The organism is Pseudomonas sp. P1_C12, from assembly GCF_056406435.1.
The window spans coordinates 82,452-105,197 of the sequence record NZ_JBFUAE010000013.1 but is presented as its reverse complement, the minus strand read 5'-3'; the positions used below and the strand labels follow the sequence as shown (position 1 = coordinate 105,197).

Sequence of the window (22,746 nt, the reverse complement as noted above, 5' to 3'; positions counted from 1 at the left end):
GCTACTTGTGGTAAGGGTGACCGGACAGCACGGTCCAGGCACGGTACAACTGTTCGCCGATCAGGATCCGCACCAGCGGGTGCGGCAAGGTCAGCGGCGACAACGACCAGCGCTGGTCAGCCCGGGCACAGACTTCCGGCGCCAGCCCTTCGGGGCCGCCGACCATGAAGTTGACCGTACGCGAGTCCAGCCGCCAGCGATCAAGCTCGACCGCCAGTTGCTCGGTGCTCCAGGGCTTGCCGTGGACTTCGAGAGTGACAATCCGCTCGTTCGGCCCGACCTTGGCCAGCATGGCTTCGCCTTCCTGACGGATGAAGCGGGCCACGTCGGCGTTCTTGCCACGGGTATTGAGCGGTATTTCCACCAGTTCCAGCGCCAGCTCGGACGGAAGACGCTTGGCATATTCATGCCAGCCTTCTTCCACCCATTTGGGCATGCGTGAACCGACGGCGATCAGTCGCAGTCGCACAGCAGTCCCTTATTCCTGGTCTTTGTTGAGCTTGTTGAAGTGCTCGTGACCAACTTCAGGGCTGTGGTGTTTGCCATCGGCTGCACGGCTCTGCTCGGCCCCCTTCCACAGGCGCTCCAGGTCGTAGAACTGGCGTGCATTGGAAGTCATCATGTGGACGATCACGTCGTCCATGTCCAGCAGAACCCAGTCGCTGTCGCCCTTGCCTTCTTCACCCAGCGGCTTGATGCCCAGGGCTTTGACGGCCTCTCGGACCTTGTCCAGCATCGCGCCGATCTGGCGGTTGGACGTACCGGTGGCGATGATCATGTAGTCAGTGATGCTCTGCTTGTCGCGAACATCGATGACCAGCACGTCCTGGGCCTTGACGTCTTCCAGGGCGGCTACGGCGATCTTGACCAGTTCGTCGCCTTTAGGCGGCTCGGCAGCGAGTACCTTTTCCGGCAGCGGGGCACTCTTGAACGTGCCTTTGCGCTTAACTTTGTTTACGTCGTTGTTCGTCATATAAAACTCGTTTTGCTCGTATGTTCGGGCGCTTCAATACACGTTGTTGCTACGTGCCTTGAGGCACTCCTATTCAGTTCGACGCACGGTAGAGTCCGTGCGCATCGATGTAGGCCAGGACCGCGTCGGGCACCAGGAAACGTACCGACTTACCGCTGGCCAGCAGTTGACGGATCTGGGTGGCGGATACCGCGAGCGGTGTCTGCCAGACGAATGCAATCTGTCCGCTCGGCCCCTTGAGGGCCAGCGGGTCGCTCACCGAGCGCGCGGCCAGCAGGTTGCGCAAGGCATCCGGCGGTTCGCTGTCGGCATCCGGGCGTTGCAACACCAGGATATGGCAATGCTGGAGCAACTCTTCCCAGCGGTGCCAAGTGGGCAGGCCGCAAAAAGCGTCCCAGCCCAAAAGCAGAAAAACCTGGTCTTCTGCGGCCAGTTCGGCGCGCATCAGCTCCAGGGTATCAATGGTGTAGGACGGTTTGTCCCGCTGCAATTCGCGGGCGTCCACCACCAACGGCGCCACACCGGCCACCGCGCACTCGACCATCGCCAGCCGGTCTTTGGCTGACACCTGCGGCGTATTCCGATGGGGTGGCCTGGCACTCGGTGTCAGTCGCAGTTCATCGAGCGCCAGTGTTTCGGCGACTTCCAGCGCACTGCGCAAATGGCCGATGTGCACCGGGTCGAACGTTCCGCCCAGCACGCCAATGCGGCAAGGGACTGGCTCGCTGACGGTGGCCGGGGCTGGCGGGTCTAAGTCGCCCAAGTCAGGCCGGCTCCTGTCCGCGCAACTGCCCGTCGCCGACCACGATGTACTTCTCGCAGGTCAACCCTTCGAGGCCCACCGGGCCGCGGGCGTGCAGCTTATCAGTAGAAATGCCGATCTCGGCACCCAATCCGTATTCGAAGCCATCGGCGAAGCATGTCGGGGTATTGATCATCACCGACGAGGAGTCGACTTCAGCCACGAAACGCCGGGTGTCGCCCTGGTGTTCGCTGACAATCGAATCGGTGTGATGGGAACCGTAATGATTGATGTGCTCGATGGCCTGGCCCAGTCCGTCGACTACGCGGATCGACAGAATCGCCGCCAGGTACTCAGTGCTCCAGTCTTCTTCGGTAGCGACCACGGCATCGATGATTGCCCGGGTACGCTCGCAACCGCGCAGTTCGACGCCTTTTTCGCGGAACTGTGCCGCCATCGCCGGCAGGAAATCCTTGGCAACGGTGTGATCCACCAGCAGCGTTTCCATGGCACCACAGATGCCATAACGGTACGTCTTGGCGTTGAACGCGATGCGCTGGGCCTTGGCCAGATCGGCGTGTTCACTCACGTAAACGTGGCAGATGCCGTCCAGGTGCTTGATCACCGGTACGCGGGCATCACGGCTGACGCGTTCGATCAGACCACGGCCGCCGCGCGGCACGATGACATCGACGTATTCAGGCATGGTGATCAGCGCGCCGACGGCAGCGCGATCCGTGGTTTCGACCACTTGCACCACTGCGGCCGGCAGGCCGGCCTCGGCCAGGCCGCGCTGAATGCAGGCGGCGATGGCTCGATTGGAATGAATGGCCTCGGAACCGCCACGCAGGATGGTCGCGTTACCGGACTTCAGGCACAGGCTGGCGGCATCGATGGTCACGTTTGGCCGCGACTCGTAGATGATTCCGATCACGCCCAGTGGCACGCGCATCTTGCCGACCTGAATACCGGACGGGCGGTAGCTCATGTCACGGATCGCGCCGACCGGGTCCGGCAGCGCCGCAACCTGACGCAGGCCGACGATCATGCCGTCGATGCGCTCCGGGGTCAGCGCCAGACGTTCCAGCAGAGCCGGCTCAAGACCATTGGCGCGGCCGGCGGCCAAATCCAGCTCATTGGCCGCCGTCAGCTCGGCGCGGGCAGCGTCCAGCGCATTGGCGGCAGCCTGCAGGGCGCGGTTTTTCTGCGCGGTGCTGGCGCGGCCGATCACGCGGGAAGCTTCGCGGGCAGCGCAACCCAGGCGGGTCATGTAGTCAAGAACGGACTCAGTCATGGTCTGGCGTGGTCTTTGATAAGGTCTTGGTAAAGAGTAAAGCGGCAGATTATAGCTGTCGCGTCCCGGGACTAACAGCGGTGACGGGCGGATGGTCGAAATGGAGGGCAATTTGCTGACGTTCAGCCGGGATTAAGCTGCAAATTGTTATCATCACGACTCAATCAGCCCTGATAAACGTCGTTCATCATGTCCAACCTGACTGTTCGAGCATCCGCTACGAGCCTGCCCACGGGCCTGCCGGACGCGTTTTTCGACCGCGACGCGCAAATTCTGGCTCGGGATTTACTGGGTAAAGTCATACGCCATCGGGTCGGCGACCTGTGGCTCAGCGCCCGAATCATCGAGACCGAAGCCTATTACCGCGCGGAAAAAGGCAGCCACGCGTCCCTCGGCTACACAGAAAAGCGTAAGGCTTTGTTTCTGGATGGCGGCCACATCTATATGTATTACGCCCGGGGCGGCGATTCCCTTAATTTCAGCGCCCAAGGGCCCGGTAACGCCGTGCTGATCAAGTCCGCCTACCCGTGGGTCGATGAATTGAGCGGGCCGGCCAGCCTGGCACAGATGCTATTGAACAATCCCGACGCCCAGGGCCACCCTCGCCCGTCACAAAAACTCTGCGCCGGGCAAACCCTGCTCTGCAAGGCACTGGGCCTGAAAGTGCCGGTGTGGGACGCCAAACGCTTTGACCATGAAGTGCTGCTGGTGGAGCACGTCGGCCAGACGCCCGCCCACATCATCCAGACTACACGCCTGGGCATCCCCCACGGGCGCGATGAGCATCTGATGTACCGCTTTGTCGATGCGGCTTATGCGCCGTACTGCACGCGAAATCCGCTGCGACGGGGGCAAACCGAAGGGCGCGATTACATCCTGCTATGAACACAATCCTGTAGGAGCTGCCGCAGGCGGCGATCTATTGATCTTGATCTTTGAAAGGCAAAAGATCGCAGCCTGCGGCAGCTCCTACAGGGGCAACCAATGAAAACGGAGTTGGATTTATGGGCCAATGGCTCGATAGCGTGACCGGTTGGTTGACGGTCAACCCGCAATGGCTGGCGGCGGCAATATTTCTGGTGGCTTTTGTGGAATGCCTGGCGATTGCCGGGCTGATCGTCCCCGGCACGGTTTTACTGTTCACCGTTGCGGTGTTGGCCGGCAGCGGTGCGTTGCCGTTGAGTGAAACCTTGCTGCTGGGCTTCCTCGCCGGTGTGTTGGGTGACGTGGTTTCGTATTTCCTCGGACGGCATTTTCATCAGAACATCCGGCGCCTGCCCGGCTTGCGCCATCACCCGGAATGGATTGCCGGGGCCGAGACCTATTTTCAGCGCTATGGCATCGCCAGCCTGCTGGTCGGGCGTTTTATCGGGCCGTTGCGGCCGATGCTGCCCATGGTCGCCGGCATGTGCGACATGCCCTTCCCACGCTTCATCGCCGTCAGCCTGCTGGCCGGTGCGGGGTGGTCGGTGGCTTATTTGCTGCCTGGCTGGGCCACCGGTGCGGCGATTCGCTTGCCGTTGCCTGAAGGTTTCTGGCCTCAGACAGGAATCGTTGCCGGCAGCATTGCAATGATGGTCGGGCTGAGCGCCACCAGTAGCTTGCGCCAGCATCGCAGGGCTACAGGGTTAATCGCCGGCATGAGTTTTCTCATTCTGGCAGGGCTGTTCATCGGCTATCCGTACCTGAACGCCCTCGATCAAGGGCTGATGACCCTGGTGCAGGAACATCGCAGCCCGATGCTCGATGAGGTCGCGGTGGTCTTCACGCTGATTGGCGAATTCCGCAACATGCTGCTGTTCAGTGCTTTGCTGGCAGGACTGCTGCTAATTACCCGACAGTGGCGGCAGGCGATCTTCGCCATCAGCACATTATTGTTCACGGCACTGGCCAACACCGCGACCAAACTTTTTTTCGCCCGCCTACGGCCGGAAGTGCTGAGCGACCCTCTGTCCAGCTACAGCATGCCCAGCGGCCATGCATCGGGCTCGTTCGCACTGTTCCTGACCCTCGCGGTTCTGGCTGGCCGCGGACAGCCACCACGCATGCGCCTGACCTGGTTACTGGTGGCCTGTTTGCCGGCGATGGCGATTGCCCTTTCCCGAGTGTACCTCGGCGCGCACTGGCCAACGGACGTAATGGCCGGCACGATGTTGGCAGCGTGCATCTGCGCGGCCAGCCTGTACCTGGTCCAGCGAAGGGAGCCGCTCAAGGCACTGTCACCCAAGGTCTGGTGGCTGATACTGCCGGCGATGATGGCGTTGTTCGCGCTCTTCGTATTGCGCCACTTGCCACATACAATGTTGCGTTATGCCTATTAGTTGGCTGGGAACCCAGTAGCAAAAAACCGCTTCACCATTAAGAGTGAAGCGGTTTTTTATCAGACTCCATTAAAGCTAGGCAATGGCAAGTCCGAACGCTCACGCATGCGATACTGAAAGACAGCAGTATCGGCATTCTTTATTACCCAACCCACAACGAACGCCCTGCGCCATTAAAACTTCCAACCAACAACTCCTTATATCGCCTTCATGCCTACTCCTGCAGACACGCAAAATATAGCCATTTAACTTAAAACAAACATATTAGAGATCTTTCAATTTATTTAAAAACGATACCAGCATTACAAATATAAACTAACACACAAGCCAGCCAATTTATCACAACTACCACCAGCCTTATTCTGACTCTTGCAAGAGGCGCTATTGTTGTGATTGATGGCGGCCGGCGGTATCGGCTCGAACATCCGGCCGGGTCGTTATAAGTGGTGCAAATAACGTAGGTTCCCTGATCAGGTAAACATTTTGTGTCTTTGAAAAAAGCTAAAACATTCAGTCGCATTCAGTCGCAGTTTTGCAGTAGTGCATTCATTGCGGCGCTGGGCTGTTTGTATTAGTTTTTTGAACATCGCATCACGTTCCGTGATGCGAGATCTGAAAATCATCCTGAGCTCCTCAAACGTTGCTCCCACCAAGGGTGTTTCTCTGTCGTCAGTCAACAAGGTCCATATGCGAAATGGTGTGACTTTGTTTCATGTTAATTAGTAAGCGGAAAATAAAATGAAAGCAGGAACAGTCAAGTGGTTCAATGATGAGAAGGGTTTTGGGTTTATCACACCTGATGATGGTAGCGCGGACCTCTTTGTTCACTTCAAAGCAATAAAGGCCGAGGGCTTTAAAAGCCTTAAAGAGGGACAAAAAGTGACCTTCAAGCCCGTTCCCGGACCAAAAGGAATGCAGGCAGAAGACGTAAGTCTTATATAGACACAACCTGTTAATAATAACTGATTTTCGGGCAAGCCCTGCGCCGTTTTTTTGTGGGAGCTGGCTTGCCTTTGGAGGAGACATGAAAGAATGGAGTCAAAATAATTCTGCTGACATTAATACCCCCTCGGAGGAGCTCAATGAGCAGAATGTCTTTTTTTTTCCCTCGACCCAGCTGAACTCGAAGCTCTAAAAATCAAGGCTGGCCAAATGGTGAGCTACGATTTATGCCGGGGGGATAATGGTCGGTACTACGCAATCAATCTTGAAGTCGTTGATGAAGAAGAAAGTTAGCAGAGGTGCGCATGCTGTGGCCTTGTTACTGTAGTTCCTGGATGCAGGATGGTCGCACCATTTTTGATAACCCCGAGGGAAGACAGGGAAGGCAGAGTATCGGAATTTTGCCATTGACCCCAAACTGGTTTAATGGCAAAAAACCTTGATTTCGCATCCCACAGATGCCGTAAAATGAAAAAGCCAAACAACACCACCAGAAACCAGGTCGGGCGCATACGTGGTGGTTGTCCGCTGCCGCTAGCCCCATAGTAATTATGGTAATTTACCGCATTGAGTTCTGAAGAATGCTTTCAGGCAAACAACTCGCCCTGCAATTCATCCAGCAACGCCTGAATCGCATCCAGTCGTTGCTGCGGATCATCGAGTTGCAGCAGGTCGATTTTGTCCAGTTCAGCGAAGGGCAACAGGTACGCCAACTGATTGGCCAGTGACTGTTGCCCGGTCGCTTCAGTGCCCATGTTCAAGGCTTCAACCATCGGGTGTTCCGCCAGGGCCTTGAGCAATGCCACCAGGTCGGCGTCCTCGTCCTGCAGTGGCTGCTCCGGTTCGTCTTCCAGCCACTCGACCTCGGCGACGGTCAACTGATCGCGCTGGATCTCCGATCGTAATACATGGAAACGCCGTCCGCCTCGAACCCGAATCCCCAACAGGCCGTTGTCCTGTTGATTGAAATCGGTGATCAGCGCTTCGCAACCCACCAGCGCGTAGCCGGCCGGGGCGATCCCGACCTCTTCACCCTCGAGGATGCACACCACGCCGAAACCACCGCCCTGTTTCATGCAGCGGCCGATCATGTCCAGGTAACGCGCCTCGAAAATCTGCAAGTCGAGGATGCAACCGGGAAACAGCACTGTGTTCAGTGGGAAAAGCGGCAGACTCATAGACATTTCCTTTACACCACCATCGACACCGCCAACGGCAGCAACACCGCCGTGGCCACACCCATCAGACTCATCGCCAGCGCCGCGAAGGCGCCACACTCTTCACTTTCCTGCATCGCCACCGCCGTGCCGACAGCGTGGGCCGTCATGCCCAGCGCCATCCCCCTGGCTTCCGGGCTGTGCACGCCGAGCCGGGTCAACAGGGTCGGGCCGAAAATCGCCCCGATCACACCAGTAATCAAGACGAACACCGCTGCCAGCGCCGCGACACCACCGATCTGCTCAGCCACCAACATGGCAATCGGCGAAGTTACCGACTTCGGCGCCATGGTCATCAGGATCATGTGCTCGGCACCGAACCACCAGCCCAGCAGCACGCCCATGCCCGTGGCCACGACACCACCTATCACCAGCGTAGTAAATATCGGCCAGAACAACTGCCGAATCCGTCGCAGGTTGAGGTAAAGCGGCACCGCCAGCGCGACAGTGGCCGGGCCGAGCAGGATACTCAGGATCTCGGTGCTCTTGCGGTACTCGGCGTAGGTCAGACCGCAGCCCACCAGCACGCCGATCACCAGTAACATGGAGACCAGCACCGGTTGCAAAAAGATCCAGCGGGTTTTCTCGAATGCCGCCAGGACGAGCTGATAGGCGCCAAGGGTAATGCCTATGCCGAACAATGGATGGTGAATCACCGACGTCCAGGCGCCGTGCCAGTCGAAGATCATTGGCTGTCCTCGGAGTGAGCGTGACGCTTGACCATGCGCTGCATCAGCACCCCGGCGAAGGCCATCGAAAGCAGCAGCGACAACACCAGCGCACCGACAATGGCCCAGAAATCCGCCGCAATGTCAGCGGCATAGACCATCACGCCCACGGCTGGCGGCACCAGCAACAGCGGCAGGTAGCGCAACAGGCTGCTGGCCGCCAGGTTCAGTGGCTCGCCGACCTGTCCGCGACAGATGAGGTACACCAACAACAGTAGCAACCCCACAATCGGCCCCGGCAGCACGGGCAAAAACAAATGATTGATCGCCGTGCCGAGCAATTGGAACAGCACCAGCCACGTCAGACCTCGTAGCAACATTGTTGATCCCCCGCAAAATCCGTCACCCGCATTGGCCGGGCATTATAAGCATGCCCGCGCTATAGACCGGCATTCGCCAAAAGCATGTTCGGTTGACCGGAGCGTTTGGCCATGTTGATCTAAAGTGGTAAGCCGGGAGGTTAAATCCCCCGCAAGCCAAATCTATAAAACCGATGAACCCAAGGAGAGTCTCAATGCCCTATGTTCCAGTTGCAGAGCTCAAAGATTATGTCGGCAAGGAACTTGGACGTTCCGAATGGCTCACTATCGATCAGGAGCGCATCAACCTGTTCGCCGAAGCCACAGGGGATTTTCAGTTCATCCACGTCGACCCGGTCAAAGCCGCGCAAACGCCATTTGGCAGCACCATCGCTCACGGCTTTCTGTCGTTGTCGCTAATCCCGAAACTGATGGAAGACATCCTCGTCATGCCCGAAGGCTTGAAGATGGTGGTCAACTACGGCCTCGACAGCGTGCGCTTCATTCAGCCGGTCAAGGTCAATTCGAAAGTGCGACTCAAGGTCGACCTGACCGAAGTCACCGAGAAAAAACCCGGCCAATGGCTGCTCAAGGCCACCACCACCCTGGAAATCGAAGGTTCGGACAAGCCGGCATACATCGCCGAACCCCTGTCCCTGTGCTTCGTATAAACCTTCCCGGATGCGAAGCAGCTCATGCTGTTTCGCGCCTTCTCGCGGTACCTCACCCTATATAAGGACACATAGCTGCGGCATACTCCCTCGCCTAATTGCCCGGAATCCGCTATGCGCCCACTTGCACTCCTTGCCTTGACCCTGATGCTCACCGCTTGCGGCGACGGCGAATCGCTTTTGGCCCCCGACGCCCGCCTGCCGGATGGCGGACGCTATCGCGGTGACCTGGTCAATGGCTTGCTGCAAGGCAAGGGGCGCATCGACTACCCGAACGGCAGCTGGTACGCCGGCGAATTCGACAAAGGCCAGTGGCATGGCCAGGGCGAATGGCACGGCAGCAACGGCGAGGTCTATCGCGGGCAGTTCAATCAGGGACTGTTCGATGGTCAGGGGGCACTGACCACCAACGCCAGCAGCTACAGCGGCGGCTTCAAGGCCGGCCGGCGCAACGGCGAAGGCACCCTCAAAGAAAACGGCATGAGCTATCGCGGCGAGTTCAAGGCCGATCAATACGCCGGCCTGGGTCGCCTCGAACTCGAAGACGGCAGCGCCTATCAGGGCCAGTTCGCCCACGGCAAACCCAATGGCGAAGGCCAGCGCGGCGACGGCAACGGCAATCAGTTCACCGGGCACTTCGTCGACGGCCAGCTGGAAGGCAACGGCACGTTCAACAGCGCCGACGGCGACATCTATGTCGGCAGCTTCAAGAACAATCAACTGCACGGCAAGGGCCGCTACGAAAACGCCGACGGCGATGTCTGGCTGGGCCAGTTCAAGGAAGGCTCGCTGAACGGCAAGGGCGAGTTGATCGGCACTGACGGCAGCCACTACATCGGCCAGTTCAATGACTGGCGCTTTTCCGGCCAGGGCCGACTGAACCTGTCTGACGGCAGTTTTTACACCGGCCAGTTCGACAACGACAGTTACCAGGGGCGCGGCACATTGGTGTTGACCGATGGCACCGTGCTCAGCGGCACCTGGATCAACGGCCAGCGCGTACGCGACGCCGAGGGCAAATTGTTGCCCGACACCCTGGAGCTCGGCCTGCTGGCCCAGGGGCGCCTGCTCGACGCAGCGCTGGCCAACATTCCGCCCTCGACCCCGGCGGTGGAACTGTATTCGTTGACCCTGGGCGGTGATGGCAAGCAAAGCGTGTTTCTGCGCGAATCCGACTACGTCGCCAATATGCTCACCAGCCGTTTTGGCGCTTTCGGCCAGATCCGCCTGGTGAACCATCGCGATCACCTCGCCGACCGCCCGATGGCGACTCGGGAAAACCTGCGCCGTGCCGCCCTGACGCTGGCCGAACGCAGCGGGCCGGAAGACCTGATTTTCATCTACCTGACCAGCCATGGCACCAGCGAACACGAACTGGTGCTTGACCAGCCACGCATGGAGTTGGCCGACCTGCCAGCCGACGAAATGGCGGCTGTTCTCGCCCCGTTGAAAAACCGCGACAAGATCATCGTGATCTCGTCCTGCTACTCCGGCGGTTTCATCCCCGCCCTCAAAGATGAACGGACCCTGATCATGACGGCCTCGCGGGCCGACCGAGTGTCCTTCGGTTGCTCGGAGGAAGCCAACTTCACCTACTTCGGCGATGCCCTGTTCGCCCAGGCCCTGAACCAGACCGATGATCTGGAACAAGCCTTCAAACTGGCCAAGGCCACTGTCGCCGAACGTGAACTGGCGGACGGTTTCGAAGCCTCCGAACCACAGATCTGGGCACCGAAAACCGTCCTCTCGCATTGGCAACTACTGCGCAAACAGCAGGCACGAAAAGCCCTGCAAAGTGCGTCTATGGAAAGCAAGGATGCAAACAGCAACTAAGCTGAACAGTATCAAGGGAGAAACACTATGTACTTGACGCCTCAGCACGTGTTGCTTGCCGGAGCCACCGGTTTGACGGGTGAACACCTGCTTGATCGCCTGCTTAACGAGCCAACGATTACCCGGGTATTGGCCCCCTCACGCCGGCCCTTGGCCAAGCACCCCCACCTTGAAAACCCGGTCGGCGACCCGGCGGAGTTTCTGCAAGAGTTGAACGGTCGTGTCGACATCGCCTACTGCTGCCTGGGCACCACCATCAAACAGGCAGGCTCGGAACAGGCGTTCCGCGCGGTGGACCTGGACATGGTCGTGGCCTTTGCCAAACGCGCACGGGAGTTGGGCGCAAGGCATTTGATCGTGATCAGTGCTCTCGGAGCCGATCGCAGATCCTCGATTTTCTACAACCGGGTCAAAGGCGAGATGGAGTACGCACTGCGCGCGCAGGACTGGCCGCAGCTGACTATTTGCCGCCCTTCGCTGTTGCTGGGCGAACGCACCGAACCGCGACTGGGCGAGAAAGTCGCCGGCCCGTTGTCACGGCTGATCCCTGGCAAATACCATGGTATCGAGGCCTGCCAACTGGCCCGGGCAATGTGGCGCCTGGCGCTGGAAGAGCAGGACGGGGTCAGGATTGTCGAGTCGGATGAGCTGAGGAAGTTGGGCAAGTAGCCTGTGGTGCCTGAGTGGGTCTCATCGCGAGCAGGCTCACTCCTACAATTGATCTGCGTCGTTCACAAATCCAATGTGGGAGCGAGCCTGCTCGCGATAGAGCGCGAAGCGCTCTCTTACAACCCACCTGTCGCCTGAAAGCTGACCCCGATCACCGTCAGCAATGACAGCGGCAGCAGCAGCGTGTCGAGCAACGCACTGGCCGGCAGGTCGACGCCTGGATAGCTCGGTGCTTCCGCGCCAAAACGGTCCTTGGCGCAGCACCCACCGTTCATCGCGTACAAATCCAGACGAGTCCCCGAGTACACCACCGGCGCGCCCGGCTTCGCCGCATCGAGGGTGCGCGCCGTGGCGCACCCGACCAATTGCAGCGCCAGTACCATCACCAGCAGCTTATTCATCACTGGTCATATGATGCTCGCCCCAGCGCGGCAACATGTCCTGAGGAATATTCAGCAGGTTGAGAATCCGTGCCACGACGAAATCGATCAGGTCGTCGATAGTTTGCGGCTGATGATAAAAGCCCGGTGATGCCGGCAGGATTGTCACGCCCATGTTCGACAACTTGAGCATGTGCTCAAGGTGAATGCTCGAATACGGCGCCTCGCGAGGCACCAGAATCAACTGGCGACGCTCTTTCAGCGTCACGTCGGCGGCACGCTCGATCAGGTTGTTGCAGGCACCCGTGGCGATCGCCGACAAAGTACCCGTCGAACACGGCACCACCACCATCGCCGCTGGTGCGCCAGAGCCCGAAGCCACTGGCGACATCCAGTCTTCCTTGCCGTACACCCGAATCTGCCCGGCGGCAGCGCCCGTGTATTCGGTGAGGAACGCCTGCATCATCTGCGGTTTGTTCGGCAGCGTGACGTCAGTTTCGGTGGCCATCACCAACTGCGCGGCTTTGGAAATCAGGAAGTGCACTTCACGATCTTCCCGCACCAGGCAGTCGAGCAGGCGCAAACCGTACTGGGCGCCGGAAGCGCCGGTCATCGCCAGGGTGATGCGGTCCGGGCCGTTGCTCATTTGAGCGCCTCGGCCAGCTTGCCGTGCAGGCCGCCAAAGCCGCCATTGCTCATGATCACCACGTGGGTGCCCGGTTGCGCCTGGCTCTTCACGCGCTCGATGATGCCTTCCAGCGAATCGCTGACAATCGACGGCACCGTACACCGCACCGCAGTGCCGGCCAGGTCCCAGCCGAGGTTGGCCGGTGCATACCAGATCACCTGATCGGCATCGACCACGCTTTCCGGTAATCCGTCACGGTGCGCGCCAAGCTTCATGGAGTTGGAGCGCGGCTCGATGATCGCGATCAACGGTGCATCGCCGATGCGTTTGCGCAGCCCGTCGAGGGTGGTAGCGATGGCGGTCGGGTGGTGAGCGAAGTCGTCATAGATGGTGATGCCACGGACTTCCGCAACTTTCTCCATCCGCCGCTTCACGCTTTTGAAGGCGCTCAACGCGGCGATGCCCATGGACGGCACCACACCGACGTGGCGTGCGGCAGCCAGGGTCGCCAGGGCGTTGGCGACGTTGTGCTGGCCAGTCATGTCCCACTCGACCACACCCTGGGCGACGCCATCGAACATCACTTCGAACTTCGAGCCATCTTCACTGAGCAGCTTGACCTGCCACTGACCGCCGGCACCGGTGGTTTGCACCGGCGTCCAGCAGCCCATCTCGATAACGCGCAACAAGGCCGGCTCAGTGGTCGGATGAATCACCAGGCCTTCGCTCGGGATGGTCCGCACCAAATGATGGAACTGTCGCTCGATGGCCGGCAGATCCGGGAAGATGTCCGCGTGATCGAATTCGAGGTTGTTCAGGATTGCCGTGCGCGGACGGTAGTGCACGAACTTCGAGCGCTTGTCGAAGAACGCACTGTCGTACTCATCGGCTTCGATGACGAAGAACGGCGTATCGCCCAGGCGCGCCGACACCGAGAAATTTTGCGGCACGCCGCCGATCAGGAAGCCCGGGGCCATGCCCGCGTGCTCCAGTACCCAGGCCAGCATGCTGCTGGTGGTGGTCTTGCCATGCGTACCGGCAACGGCCAGTACCCAACGACCTTGCAGCACGTGATCCGCCAGCCATTGCGGGCCGGAGACGTAAGGCAGACCTTTGTTCAGCACATACTCCACAGCCGGGTTGCCCCGGGACATGGCGTTGCCGATCACTACCAGATCAGGGGCCGGATCAAGTTGCGCCGGGTCGTAGCCTTGGGTCAATTCGATGCCCTGGGCTTCCAGCTGAGTGCTCATCGGCGGATAGACGTTGGCATCGGAGCCCGTCACGTGATGGCCCAGCTCTTTGGCCAGAACCGCCATTGACCCCATGAAAGTGCCGCAGATACCAAGAATATGAATGTGCATAGTCGACCTCGTAAAACATGGCCGCAGGTTAGCTTAGGGAGGGGAAAATCGCACCTGATGTTTCAATGGCGCTCAGCGCAAAACCTGTAGGAGCCGGCTTGCCGGCGAAGACAGTCTCCAGACCGCCTTCGCCGGCAAGCCGGCTCCTACAGGTCGACGCAGCAATTACCGAGCGATGCCGTGTTTACGCAGCTTCCGATAGAGGGTATTTCGACTGACCCCCAACTGCTCAGCCGTATGCGTCATGTGCCACCGCGTCTGCTCCAGCGCATTGAGTAACGCCAGCCGCTCGGCATCATCCAGCGGATGCTCTGATGGCTCCTCGATAGCCTGCGCCGCCACCGGCCGCGCCTGGCGAATCATCGCCGGCAAATCTTCCAGACCGATCCGCCCGTCCTCACACAGTGCCGCCAACGTACGCAGCACATTACGCAACTGCCGCACGTTGCCCGGCCAGGCGAATCCCAATAAGGCCTCCCGCGCCGGCCCGTCGATCAACACAGTTTCTGCGCCTGCCTCCTCGGCCAGCAAAAAGTCGAGCAACCGGGATTTGTCGCTACGATCACGCAAGGCCGGCAACGCGACTTCCAGCCCGTTGAGCCGGTAATACAAATCCTCACGGAAGCTGCCGTCCTCCACGCGACCCAGCAAGTTGCGGTGAGTGGCACTGATGATCCGCACATTCACCGCTTCCGGCTCGCCGCCGATCGGCACCACTTGCCGGTCTTCCAGCACCCTCAGCAATCGCGTCTGCAGGGCCAGTGGCATGTCACCGATTTCATCGAGGAACAACGTGCCGCCATCGGCCTGTTGCAACTTGCCGCGCATGCCTTCCTTGCGCGCGCCGGTGAAACTGCCACCGCGATAACCGAACAGCTCGCTTTCGATCAGGCTTTCAGGAATGGCCGCGCAATTGAGGGCGACGAAGGCTTTTTCCGCCCGCTGGCTGGCGTGGTGCACCGCTTTGGCAAAGGCCTCCTTGCCGGACCCGGTTTCGCCGTTGATCAGCAGCGGCACGTCGCGTTCGTAGACGCGCAAAGCCTTACGGAAGTCCGCCTGCAACGTCGCGTCATCCAGGCAAATGCCCGACAGCCGCGGTACTTGTGCAACCTTGGCAGTTGGCACCATCGGAATCGGCAGCGGCCGCCGTGCCTCACCGCGCAATACCGCGAACAGCTTGCGACCATCGCGGGTGCGCAACGGCCAACTGGCGGCGGCATTGGTGCTCGCGCGACCGAGCAACTCATCGAGCGAGCAATCGAAAAACGCCTCCACCGGCTTACCCAGCAAGCCGCCGCGAATATGTCCCAGCAGGTTCAGCGCACTCTGGTTGACCGCGCAAATTCGCCCTTCTCCGTCGAACGCCAGCAACCCTTCGCTGAACAAACCGACAGACTCGGCCTGCAAGTGAAAACGCAACAACCATTGGTTGTCGAAGCAGCGCAGGAAGTAGCAGCTCTCGATCATCTTCGCCGACAGATTGACCAGCGCCATGGTGTGGAACTGGCTTTGCCGCGACACATCGCGCCGCGCCGACGACACGTCGAGCACCGCCAGCAGTTCGCCATGGGGATCGAAGACCGGGCTCGCCGAACAGGTCAGGCCGGTGTGGCGGCCGCGAAAGTGTTCGTCCTGATGGATGGTCAGCGACTGACGCTCCACCAGGCAGGTGCCGATGCCGTTGGTGCCTTCGCAGGCCTCGCTCCAGTCGGCGCCGAGCCAGAGCCCGGCACGCTCGAAAATCTGCCGCTCTGCGGGCGCGGTGACGCAATTGAGGATCACGCCGCGGGCGTCGGTCAGCAATACCGCATGGCCGGCACCGGAGAGCTGCTGGTGCAGGCTGGTCATTTCATTGCCGGCGATGTGCAGCACTTGCTGCAAGCGTTCGCGGCTTTCGAGGACGCGACCATGTTCCAGCACCGTCGGCGCGATGCTCAGGGCCGGATCGAGGTGATAGTCCTCAAGGCAACGCAGCCAGGAACGGGCGATGGACGGATCGCTGCCAGGGCCGTGCAGGTGGGCCTTGCCCTGGGTCACGGTCAATACTTGCTGGGCATGGCGACTCAAATGGTTGTCGTGCATTTCTTATTATTCTCCCCGGGGCTCGGCGTCCCGTGCATGAGGTGATGCCGAGCATCCTCCAGCCTGGCCTGCATTGCAATGCTTGCAAGTCTACCCAGTCACAGGTTGTGCCAGAAGCGGTACAAAGTGTCACGCCGGCTGTACCGAAAGCGTCACAGGCATGTTCCATCCGTCCGACAAAAAATGCGCAAGGCCTTGATTTGCCTGAGCTGCAGCGCACTGGCCCGTCCCTTGCTCTACGCTTAAAGCAAGCGCACATGCGCGACTCCCTATAAGCACAAAAGCAAGGAGAGACCACCATGCGTTACGCTCACCCCGGTACTGAAGGCGCTATCGTTTCGTTCAAAGCCAAATACGGTAACTACATCGGCGGCGAGTTCGTCGCGCCTGTCAAAGGTCAGTACTTCACCAATACCTCGCCAGTAAATGGCCAACCGATTGCCGAATTCCCCCGTTCCACGGCCGAAGATATCGACAAGGCCCTGGACGCTGCCCACGCCGCTGCCGACGCATGGGGTGCCACGTCCGCCCAGGCGCGCTCGCTGGTGCTGCTGAAAATCGCCGACCGCATCGAGCAGAATCTGGAAACCCTGGCAATCACCGAATCCTGGGACAACGGCAAAGCCGTGCGCGAAACCCTCAACGCCGACATCCCGCTGGCCGCAGACCACTTCCGCTACTTCGCCGGTTGCCTGCGCGCCCAGGAAGGCAGCGCTGCCGAAATCGACGGCAACACCGTGGCCTATCACATCCATGAACCGCTGGGTGTGGTCGGGCAGATCATCCCTTGGAACTTCCCGATCCTGATGGCCGCCTGGAAACTCGCCCCGGCCCTCGCCGCCGGTAACTGCGTGGTGCTCAAGCCTGCCGAGCAAACCCCGCTGGGTATCACCGTGCTGGTCGAACTGATCGGCGACCTGCTGCCACCGGGCGTGCTGAACATTGTGCAAGGTTTCGGCAAAGAAGCTGGCGAAGCGCTGGCCACCAGCAAGCGCATTGCCAAGATTGCCTTCACCGGCTCGACCCCGGTTGGCTCGCACATCATGAAATGCGCGGCCGAAAACATTATTCCGTCCACCGTGGAACTGGGCGGCAAATCGCCGAACATCTTTTTCGAAGACATCATGCAGGCCGAACCGTCCTTCATCGAGAAGGCCGCCGAAGGCCTGGTGCTGGCGTTCTTCAACCAGGGCGAAGTCTGCACCTGCCCTTCCCGCGCCCTGGTGCAAGAGTCGATCTACGACGAGTTCATGAAAGTGGTCATGAACAAAGTCCTGCAAATCAAACGTGGCGACCCGCTGGACACCGACACCATGGTCGGCGCCCAGGCGTCAGAGCAGCAATTCGACAAAATCCTTTCGTACCTGGAAATCGCCAAGGGCGAAGGCGCCGAGTTGCTGACCGGCGGCAAGGTGGAAAAACTCGAGGGCAACCTGGCGAGCGGGTACTACATCCAGCCGACGCTGCTCAAGGGCACCAACAAAATGCGTGTGTTCCAGGAAGAAATCTTCGGCCCGGTGGTGAGCATCACCACCTTCAAGGACGAAGCCGAAGCCCTGGCCATCGCCAACGACACCGAGTTCGGCCTGGGTGCCGGCCTCTGGACCCGCGACATCAACCGCGCCTACCGCATGGGCCGCGCCATCAAGGCCGGTCGTGTGTGGACCAACTGCTACCACCTGTACCCGGCACACGCCGCGTTCGGTGGTTACAAGAAGTCCGGCGTCGGCCGTGAAACCCACAAGATGATGCTCGACCACTACCAACAGACCAAAAACCTGCTGGTGAGCTACGACATCAATCCGCTGGGCTTCTTCTAAGCCGACGAATCTGAATCGGGCGTAGGAGCTGCCGCAGGCTGCGATCTTTTGATCTTCGCTTGTCGGTGGCTCCAGTCGTCTGATTGAAAAGATCGCAGGCTTCGCCAGCTCCTACAGGTAAAGCGCTCCAACTCACATACCAAACATAGCCCTGCTGCTCTGGCACGGGCTTTGCGTGCCCGCATCACAGATAAATGCCATACCCGAAAGTCCAACAGATCAAACAATAAAAAAGACAGAGAGGACTTATGACTTCTTCCACACAGCTCAAACCCACACTCGGCACCCTGCATCTATGGGGCATTGCCGTCGGCCTGGTGATTTCCGGCGAGTACTTCGGCTGGAGTTACGGCTGGGGCACCGCAGGCACACTGGGTTTTCTCGTCACCGCACTGATGGTGGCGACGATGTACACCTGCTTCATCTTCAGCTTCACCGAACTGACGACTGCGATTCCCCACGCTGGCGGGCCATTTGCCTATAGCCGCCGGGCCTTTGGCGAAAAAGGCGGGTTGATTGCCGGCATCGCCACCCTGATCGAATTCGTCTTTGCACCACCGGCCATCGCCATGGCCATCGGCGCCTACCTCAACGTGCAATACCCGGAACTGGACCCGAAGATCGCCGCCGTTGGCGCCTATTTCGTGTTCATGGGCCTGAACATCCTCGGCGTCAGCATCGCAGCCACCTTCGAGTTGGTGGTCACTGTGCTGGCGGTCGCCGAATTGCTGGTGTTCATGGGCGTGGTCACCCCGGGCTTCAGCTTCAGCAACTTTGTGCTCAATGGCTGGTCGGGCGCCAATGAATTCACGATGGGCTCGATTCCCGGTATTTTCGCCGCCATTCCCTTCGCGATCTGGTTCTTTCTCGCGATCGAAGGTGCAGCCATGGCCGCCGAAGAAGCCAAGGACCCGAAACGCACCATCCCCAAGGCCTACGTCAGCGGCATTCTGACCCTGGTGTTCCTGGCCATCGGCGTGATGGTGATGGCCGGCGGCGTCGGCGACTGGCGTCAACTGTCGAACATCAACGATCCGCTGCCCCAGGCGATGAAAGCCGTGGTCGGCAACAATTCGACCTGGATGCACATGCTGGTATGGATCGGCCTGTTCGGCCTGGTGGCAAGTTTCCACGGAATCATTCTTGGCTATTCACGGCAGTTCTTCGCCCTGGCTCGCGCCGGTTACCTGCCTAAAGGGCTGGCCAAACTCTCGCGCTTCCAGACGCCGCATCGGGCGATTCTGGCCGGCGGCGTGATCGGCATTGCGGCGATCTACAGCGATGGCCTGGTCAACCTGCAAGGCATGACCCTGACGGCGGCGATGATCACCATGTCGGTATTCGGCGCCATCGTGATGTACATCATCAGTATGCTGAGCCTGTTCAAGCTGCGTAAAACCGAACCGAACCTGGAACGCACCTTCCGCGCCCCGGGCTATCCGATCGTGCCGGGGATCGCACTGTTTCTGGCGGTGGTATGCCTCGTGGCGATGGCGTGGTTCAACACCTTGATCGGCCTGATTTTCCTCGGTTTCATGGCTGCCGGTTACCTGTACTTCCAGCTGACCGCCAAGCAACGTTCCGAGGCACCGGCAGACGCTATGCTCGAAGGTATATGAGATGCACCGGCGCCGGGCCCACTGCCTGGCGCCTGCATTAATGAAGTGCACACCGATTCCCTGTGGGAGCAAGCCCCCTCGCCACAGCTCGCTCCCACAAGGGTCGGTCGTGAACTGAAGACTTGTACATAACAGGAGGCCCCGCCCCATGGCCGTATATGCCCATACCGTCGGCGCCCAGACTTACCGCTTCGACAGCCTCAAGGAAGTGATGGCCAAGGCCAGCCCCGCGCGCTCCGGAGATTTTCTGGCCGGCGTCGCAGCCCTTAATGACGGCGAGCGTGTCGCGGCACAGATGGCTTTGGCCGACACGCCGCTAAGCCACTTCCTGCAGGAAGCGCTGATCCCCTACGAATCCGATGAAGTCACCCGTCTGATCATCGACACCCACGACAAACAAGCCTTTGCGGTCGTCAGCCACCTCACCGTCGGCGGCTTTCGCGACTGGCTGCTCAGTGATGCCGCCGACGAACAGGTCCTGCGCGCCCTGGCCCCCGGCCTGACTCCGGAAATGGTTGCCGCGGTATCGAAGATCATGCGTGTGCAGGATCTGGTGCTGGTGGCGCAAAAAATCCGTGTGGTCACACAGTTTCGCGGCACCCTGGGCCTGCGCGGTCGACTGTCCACACGCCTGCAACCGAACCACCCCACCGACGAACCGGCCGGTATCGCCGCAAGCATTCTCGACGGTCTGCTGCACGGTAATGGCGACGCAATGATCGGCATCAACCCCGCCACCGACAGCATCGCTTCGATTTGCGCCATGCTGGAGATGCTCGACGCGATCATCCAGCGCTACGAAATCCCCACCCAGGCTTGTGTGCTGACCCATGTCACCACATCGATCGAAGCGGTCAATCGCGGTGTCCCGTTAGACCTGGTGTTCCAGTCGATCGCCGGCACCGAGGCGGCCAACGCCAGTTTCGGCATCAACCTCAACTTATTGCAGGAAGGTTACGACGCAGGACTGAGCCTCAATCGCGGCACACTGGGTAAGAACCTGATGTACTTCGAAACCGGCCAGGGCAGTGCCCTGTCGGCCAACGCCCATCACGGCGTCGATCAACAAACCTGCGAAACCCGCGCCTACGCCGTCGCGCGGCATTTCAAACCGTTCCTGGTGAATACCGTCGTCGGCTTCATCGGCCCGGAATACCTGTACAACGGCAAACAGATCATCCGCGCCGGCCTGGAAGACCACTTCTGCGGCAAATTGCTCGGTGTGCCCATGGGTTGCGACATTTGCTACACCAACCACGCCGAAGCCGACCAGGATGACATGGACACCCTGCTGACCCTGCTGGGCGTCGCCGGGATCAACTTCATCATGGGCATCCCCGGCTCCGACGACATCATGCTCAACTACCAGACCACCTCGTTCCACGATGCGCTCTACGCCCGGCAGACCCTGGGGTTGAAGCCCGCACCGGAGTTCGAGCAGTGGCTGGCAAAAATGGGCATCTTCACTCAAGCCGATGGCAGGGTTCTCTTCGGCGACAGCCTGCCGCCAGCCTTCCGGCAGGCCTTGGCGCAACTGGGATGAGCATTGACATGGATAAACTACCCTTCGATCCACACAACCCCTGGCTGGAGCTGCGGCGCCTGACACCGGCGCGAATCGCTCTGGGCCGCACCGGCACCAGCATTCCCACTCGCGCACAACTGGACTTCCAATACGCCCACGCTCAGGCGCGGGATGCGGTGCACTTGCCGTTTGACCATGCCTCCCTCGGCGCGCAATTGGCCGAACGTGATCGCCAGTGTCTTTTGCTGCACAGTGCGGCGACGGATCGCAACACGTACCTGCAACGCCCCGATCTGGGGCGAAAACTCAGTGATGCCTCGGCGCAGACCCTGCGTGATTACGCGACGGCCCATCCGGGAGGCGTGGATCTGGTGATCGTGGTCGCCGACGGCCTGTCGGCACTGGCCGTTCATCGCCATACCCTGCCGTTTCTGACGCGTTTCGAAGAGCAAATGGCAGACGACAGCTGGACTGTTGCGCCAGTCATACTCGTGGAACAGGGCCGGGTGGCCGTCGCCGATGAGATCGGTGAGTTGCTTGGCGCAAAAATGACCGTGATTCTCATCGGCGAACGCCCTGGCCTCAGCTCCCCGGACAGCCTGGGTTTATATTTCACCTACAATCCCAAGGTCGGCCTTACCGATGCCTACCGTAATTGCATCTCCAATGTCCGGCTTGAAGGGCTGAGTTACGGCATGGCGGCACACCGTTTGCTGTATTTGATGCGTGAAGCCTGCCGGCGGCAGTTGTCAGGGGTCAATCTGAAGGACGAAGCGCAGGTTCAGACACTGGCGTCGGACGCGGAGGCCGACATGAAAGCTAATTTCCTGCTCGGCCCGCCGAATGCCTGAACCGCTTCTGCATTGCACATTCGTACCAGTTTCAGGCAGGATCGTTGCGCGGCCGCCAAGGGTTTCCCATCGCCGTCAGAGACGTAAGACAGCCACTTGAAGACGAGACCTACCATGCGGATTATTCAAGCGACCCTCGAACACCTGGACCTGCTGACCCCGTTGTTCGTCAAATATCGCGAGTTTTATGGCTCCCTGCCGTATCCGGACTCGTCCCGGGCGTTCCTCGAAAAACGCCTGCGTCGCAAAGAGTCGGTGATCTACCTGGCGTTGTCCGATGACGACAGCAACAAACTGATGGGTTTCTGTCAGCTTTACCCGAGTTTCTCCTCGCTTTCGCTCAAACGCGTGTGGATCCTCAACGATATTTATGTCGCCGAGGACGCCCGCCGCCAGTTGGTGGCCGACAACCTGATCCGCACCGCAAAAAAAATGGCCAAGGAAACCAATGCCGTGCGCATGCGTGTTTCCACCAGCAGCAACAACGAAGTCGCGCAGAAAACCTATGAGTCCATCGGATTCAAGGAAGACACCGAATTCAAGAACTATGTGCTGCCGATCAGCGACGAACTCTGAATCACCTGCACCTGTGGGAGCGAGCAGGCTCGCTCCCACAGGTTCGGTATCAAGCCATCGGTCTTGTCATGACATTCCCCGCTACAATCTCGACGCGATTTTCACCTCTCGCCTCGTATAATCCCGAACTCCCCGGCTTGTAAGAAAAACTACCCTTATCCGTAGTCTTACGCGAAGTCATCCGCACAGGCCTGCTGAGTCGGGCCGTTACC

22 protein-coding genes are annotated in these 22,746 nt (G+C 59.7%); 11 read left to right on the top strand and 11 right to left on the bottom strand.

What is annotated here, in order from left to right; translation table 11 throughout:
• Window position 1 precedes the first annotated feature (1 nt).
• From rlmH to AC1D19_RS21400, 4 genes are all read right to left on the bottom strand, one after another.
• A complete protein-coding gene (rlmH, locus tag AC1D19_RS21415; protein WP_003185785.1) occupies window positions 2–469 on the bottom strand; it encodes a 23S rRNA (pseudouridine(1915)-N(3))-methyltransferase RlmH in 468 nt (155 codons plus the stop codon).
• A 9-nt stretch (window positions 470–478) separates the two neighbouring features.
• Complete coding sequence (gene rsfS, locus AC1D19_RS21410; RefSeq protein WP_008022922.1) at window positions 479–973, bottom strand: ribosome silencing factor; 495 nt, start codon at window positions 971–973, stop codon at window positions 479–481.
• A gap of 73 nt (window positions 974–1,046) precedes the next feature.
• Entirely contained in the window at window positions 1,047–1,736 is a 690-nt protein-coding gene (gene nadD / locus AC1D19_RS21405; protein WP_477754627.1) for a nicotinate-nucleotide adenylyltransferase, read from the bottom strand.
• A 1-nt stretch (window position 1,737) separates the two neighbouring features.
• On the bottom strand, window positions 1,738–3,009 hold the full coding sequence (locus AC1D19_RS21400) for a glutamate-5-semialdehyde dehydrogenase (RefSeq protein WP_477754626.1): 1,272 nt from the start codon (window positions 3,007–3,009) through the stop codon (window positions 1,738–1,740).
• Between the two features lie 189 nt (window positions 3,010–3,198).
• Between AC1D19_RS21400 and AC1D19_RS21395 the strand changes: the two genes are divergently transcribed.
• The 3 genes from AC1D19_RS21395 (at window position 3,199) to AC1D19_RS21385 (ending at window position 6,272) form a co-directional block, all read left to right on the top strand.
• The gene (locus AC1D19_RS21395) at window positions 3,199–3,894 is read left to right on the top strand and encodes a DNA-3-methyladenine glycosylase (RefSeq protein ID WP_477764480.1); all 696 of its coding nucleotides are present in this window, start codon (window positions 3,199–3,201) and stop codon (window positions 3,892–3,894) included.
• Between the two features lie 119 nt (window positions 3,895–4,013).
• Window positions 4,014–5,330 (top strand): bifunctional DedA family/phosphatase PAP2 family protein, encoded by a 1,317-nt coding sequence (locus tag AC1D19_RS21390; protein ID WP_477764479.1) that lies wholly within the window; start codon window positions 4,014–4,016, stop codon window positions 5,328–5,330.
• A gap of 738 nt (window positions 5,331–6,068) precedes the next feature.
• Window positions 6,069–6,272, top strand: coding sequence for a cold-shock protein (locus AC1D19_RS21385; protein ID WP_477754623.1), 204 nt, complete (start codon window positions 6,069–6,071; stop codon window positions 6,270–6,272).
• Between the two features lie 587 nt (window positions 6,273–6,859).
• Here AC1D19_RS21385 and AC1D19_RS21380 read toward each other — a convergent pair.
• From AC1D19_RS21380 to AC1D19_RS21370, 3 genes are read right to left on the bottom strand one after another with little or no spacing between them, the layout of a single operon-like run.
• Window positions 6,860–7,450, bottom strand: coding sequence for an LON peptidase substrate-binding domain-containing protein (locus tag AC1D19_RS21380; protein WP_223460883.1), 591 nt, complete (start codon window positions 7,448–7,450; stop codon window positions 6,860–6,862).
• Window positions 7,451–7,461: 11 nt separating this feature from the next.
• Complete coding sequence (locus tag AC1D19_RS21375; RefSeq protein WP_477764478.1) at window positions 7,462–8,178, bottom strand: LrgB family protein; 717 nt, start codon at window positions 8,176–8,178, stop codon at window positions 7,462–7,464.
• Window positions 8,175–8,537 (bottom strand): CidA/LrgA family protein, encoded by a 363-nt coding sequence (locus tag AC1D19_RS21370; protein ID WP_223453604.1) that lies wholly within the window; start codon window positions 8,535–8,537, stop codon window positions 8,175–8,177. The genes AC1D19_RS21375 and AC1D19_RS21370 overlap by 4 nt, the downstream gene beginning before the upstream one ends.
• Window positions 8,538–8,731: 194 nt before the next feature.
• Here AC1D19_RS21370 and AC1D19_RS21365 point away from each other — a divergent pair, with 194 nt between their 5' ends.
• From AC1D19_RS21365 to AC1D19_RS21355, 3 genes are all read left to right on the top strand, one after another.
• Window positions 8,732–9,187, top strand: a complete 456-nt coding sequence (locus AC1D19_RS21365) for a MaoC family dehydratase (RefSeq protein ID WP_477754620.1) — start codon at window positions 8,732–8,734, stop codon at window positions 9,185–9,187.
• 114 nt (window positions 9,188–9,301) lie between these two features.
• A complete protein-coding gene (locus AC1D19_RS21360) occupies window positions 9,302–11,020 on the top strand; it encodes a C13 family peptidase (RefSeq protein ID WP_477764477.1) in 1,719 nt (572 codons plus the stop codon).
• A gap of 27 nt (window positions 11,021–11,047) precedes the next feature.
• A complete protein-coding gene (locus AC1D19_RS21355) occupies window positions 11,048–11,689 on the top strand; it encodes an oxidoreductase (protein ID WP_477754618.1) in 642 nt (213 codons plus the stop codon).
• A 116-nt stretch (window positions 11,690–11,805) separates the two neighbouring features.
• Here the strand turns inward: AC1D19_RS21355 and AC1D19_RS21350 are convergent, their stop codons facing one another.
• From AC1D19_RS21350 to AC1D19_RS21335, 4 genes are all read right to left on the bottom strand, one after another.
• On the bottom strand, window positions 11,806–12,090 hold the full coding sequence (locus AC1D19_RS21350; RefSeq protein ID WP_108216327.1) for a YceK/YidQ family lipoprotein: 285 nt from the start codon (window positions 12,088–12,090) through the stop codon (window positions 11,806–11,808).
• Window positions 12,083–12,715, bottom strand: a complete 633-nt coding sequence (gene ubiX / locus AC1D19_RS21345; RefSeq protein ID WP_477754617.1) for a flavin prenyltransferase UbiX — start codon at window positions 12,713–12,715, stop codon at window positions 12,083–12,085. The genes AC1D19_RS21350 and ubiX overlap by 8 nt, the downstream gene beginning before the upstream one ends.
• Window positions 12,712–14,061 carry a UDP-N-acetylmuramate:L-alanyl-gamma-D-glutamyl-meso-diaminopimelate ligase gene (mpl, locus tag AC1D19_RS21340; RefSeq protein WP_477764476.1) on the bottom strand — a complete coding sequence of 450 codons (1,350 nt, stop codon included), beginning with the start codon at window positions 14,059–14,061 and terminating at the stop codon, window positions 12,712–12,714. The genes ubiX and mpl overlap by 4 nt, the downstream gene beginning before the upstream one ends.
• Before the next feature lie 165 nt (window positions 14,062–14,226).
• On the bottom strand, window positions 14,227–16,143 hold the full coding sequence (locus AC1D19_RS21335; RefSeq protein ID WP_477764475.1) for a sigma-54-dependent Fis family transcriptional regulator: 1,917 nt from the start codon (window positions 16,141–16,143) through the stop codon (window positions 14,227–14,229).
• A gap of 299 nt (window positions 16,144–16,442) precedes the next feature.
• Between AC1D19_RS21335 and exaC the strand changes: the two genes are divergently transcribed.
• From exaC to AC1D19_RS21310, 5 genes are all read left to right on the top strand, one after another.
• A complete protein-coding gene (exaC, locus tag AC1D19_RS21330) occupies window positions 16,443–17,963 on the top strand; it encodes an acetaldehyde dehydrogenase ExaC (protein ID WP_477756304.1) in 1,521 nt (506 codons plus the stop codon).
• A 248-nt stretch (window positions 17,964–18,211) separates the two neighbouring features.
• Window positions 18,212–19,582, top strand: a complete 1,371-nt coding sequence (eat, locus tag AC1D19_RS21325) for an ethanolamine permease (RefSeq protein WP_477764474.1) — start codon at window positions 18,212–18,214, stop codon at window positions 19,580–19,582.
• Between the two features lie 148 nt (window positions 19,583–19,730).
• Complete coding sequence (locus AC1D19_RS21320) at window positions 19,731–21,125, top strand: ethanolamine ammonia-lyase subunit EutB (protein ID WP_477764473.1); 1,395 nt, start codon at window positions 19,731–19,733, stop codon at window positions 21,123–21,125.
• Between the two features lie 8 nt (window positions 21,126–21,133).
• Window positions 21,134–21,958 (top strand): ethanolamine ammonia-lyase subunit EutC, encoded by an 825-nt coding sequence (gene eutC / locus AC1D19_RS21315; RefSeq protein ID WP_477764472.1) that lies wholly within the window; start codon window positions 21,134–21,136, stop codon window positions 21,956–21,958.
• Between the two features lie 114 nt (window positions 21,959–22,072).
• A complete protein-coding gene (locus AC1D19_RS21310; RefSeq protein WP_007990572.1) occupies window positions 22,073–22,534 on the top strand; it encodes a GNAT family N-acetyltransferase in 462 nt (153 codons plus the stop codon).
• Window positions 22,535–22,746: the final 212 nt, after the last annotated feature.

Excerpts from the sequence above, each read along its gene's own strand:
- rsfS (WP_008022922.1), bottom strand. The coding sequence starts at position 973 with ATGACGAACAACGACGTAAACAAAGTTAAGCGCAAAGGCACGTTCAAG.
- AC1D19_RS21400 (WP_477754626.1), bottom strand. The coding sequence starts at position 3,009 with ATGACTGAGTCCGTTCTTGACTACATGACCCGCCTGGGTTGCGCTGCC.
- AC1D19_RS21395 (WP_477764480.1), top strand. The coding sequence starts at position 3,199 with ATGTCCAACCTGACTGTTCGAGCATCCGCTACGAGCCTGCCCACGGGC.
- AC1D19_RS21390 (WP_477764479.1), top strand. The coding sequence starts at position 4,014 with ATGGGCCAATGGCTCGATAGCGTGACCGGTTGGTTGACGGTCAACCCG.
- AC1D19_RS21385 (WP_477754623.1), top strand. The coding sequence starts at position 6,069 with ATGAAAGCAGGAACAGTCAAGTGGTTCAATGATGAGAAGGGTTTTGGG.
- AC1D19_RS21380 (WP_223460883.1), bottom strand. The coding sequence starts at position 7,450 with ATGAGTCTGCCGCTTTTCCCACTGAACACAGTGCTGTTTCCCGGTTGC.
- AC1D19_RS21375 (WP_477764478.1), bottom strand. The coding sequence starts at position 8,178 with ATGATCTTCGACTGGCACGGCGCCTGGACGTCGGTGATTCACCATCCA.
- AC1D19_RS21370 (WP_223453604.1), bottom strand. The coding sequence starts at position 8,537 with ATGTTGCTACGAGGTCTGACGTGGCTGGTGCTGTTCCAATTGCTCGGC.
- AC1D19_RS21365 (WP_477754620.1), top strand. The coding sequence starts at position 8,732 with ATGCCCTATGTTCCAGTTGCAGAGCTCAAAGATTATGTCGGCAAGGAA.
- AC1D19_RS21360 (WP_477764477.1), top strand. The coding sequence starts at position 9,302 with ATGCGCCCACTTGCACTCCTTGCCTTGACCCTGATGCTCACCGCTTGC.
- AC1D19_RS21355 (WP_477754618.1), top strand. The coding sequence starts at position 11,048 with ATGTACTTGACGCCTCAGCACGTGTTGCTTGCCGGAGCCACCGGTTTG.
- AC1D19_RS21350 (WP_108216327.1), bottom strand. The coding sequence starts at position 12,090 with ATGAATAAGCTGCTGGTGATGGTACTGGCGCTGCAATTGGTCGGGTGC.
- ubiX (WP_477754617.1), bottom strand. The coding sequence starts at position 12,715 with ATGAGCAACGGCCCGGACCGCATCACCCTGGCGATGACCGGCGCTTCC.
- mpl (WP_477764476.1), bottom strand. The coding sequence starts at position 14,061 with ATGCACATTCATATTCTTGGTATCTGCGGCACTTTCATGGGGTCAATG.
- AC1D19_RS21335 (WP_477764475.1), bottom strand. The coding sequence starts at position 16,143 with ATGCACGACAACCATTTGAGTCGCCATGCCCAGCAAGTATTGACCGTG.
- exaC (WP_477756304.1), top strand. The coding sequence starts at position 16,443 with ATGCGTTACGCTCACCCCGGTACTGAAGGCGCTATCGTTTCGTTCAAA.
- eat (WP_477764474.1), top strand. The coding sequence starts at position 18,212 with ATGACTTCTTCCACACAGCTCAAACCCACACTCGGCACCCTGCATCTA.
- AC1D19_RS21320 (WP_477764473.1), top strand. The coding sequence starts at position 19,731 with ATGGCCGTATATGCCCATACCGTCGGCGCCCAGACTTACCGCTTCGAC.
- eutC (WP_477764472.1), top strand. The coding sequence starts at position 21,134 with ATGGATAAACTACCCTTCGATCCACACAACCCCTGGCTGGAGCTGCGG.
- AC1D19_RS21310 (WP_007990572.1), top strand. The coding sequence starts at position 22,073 with ATGCGGATTATTCAAGCGACCCTCGAACACCTGGACCTGCTGACCCCG.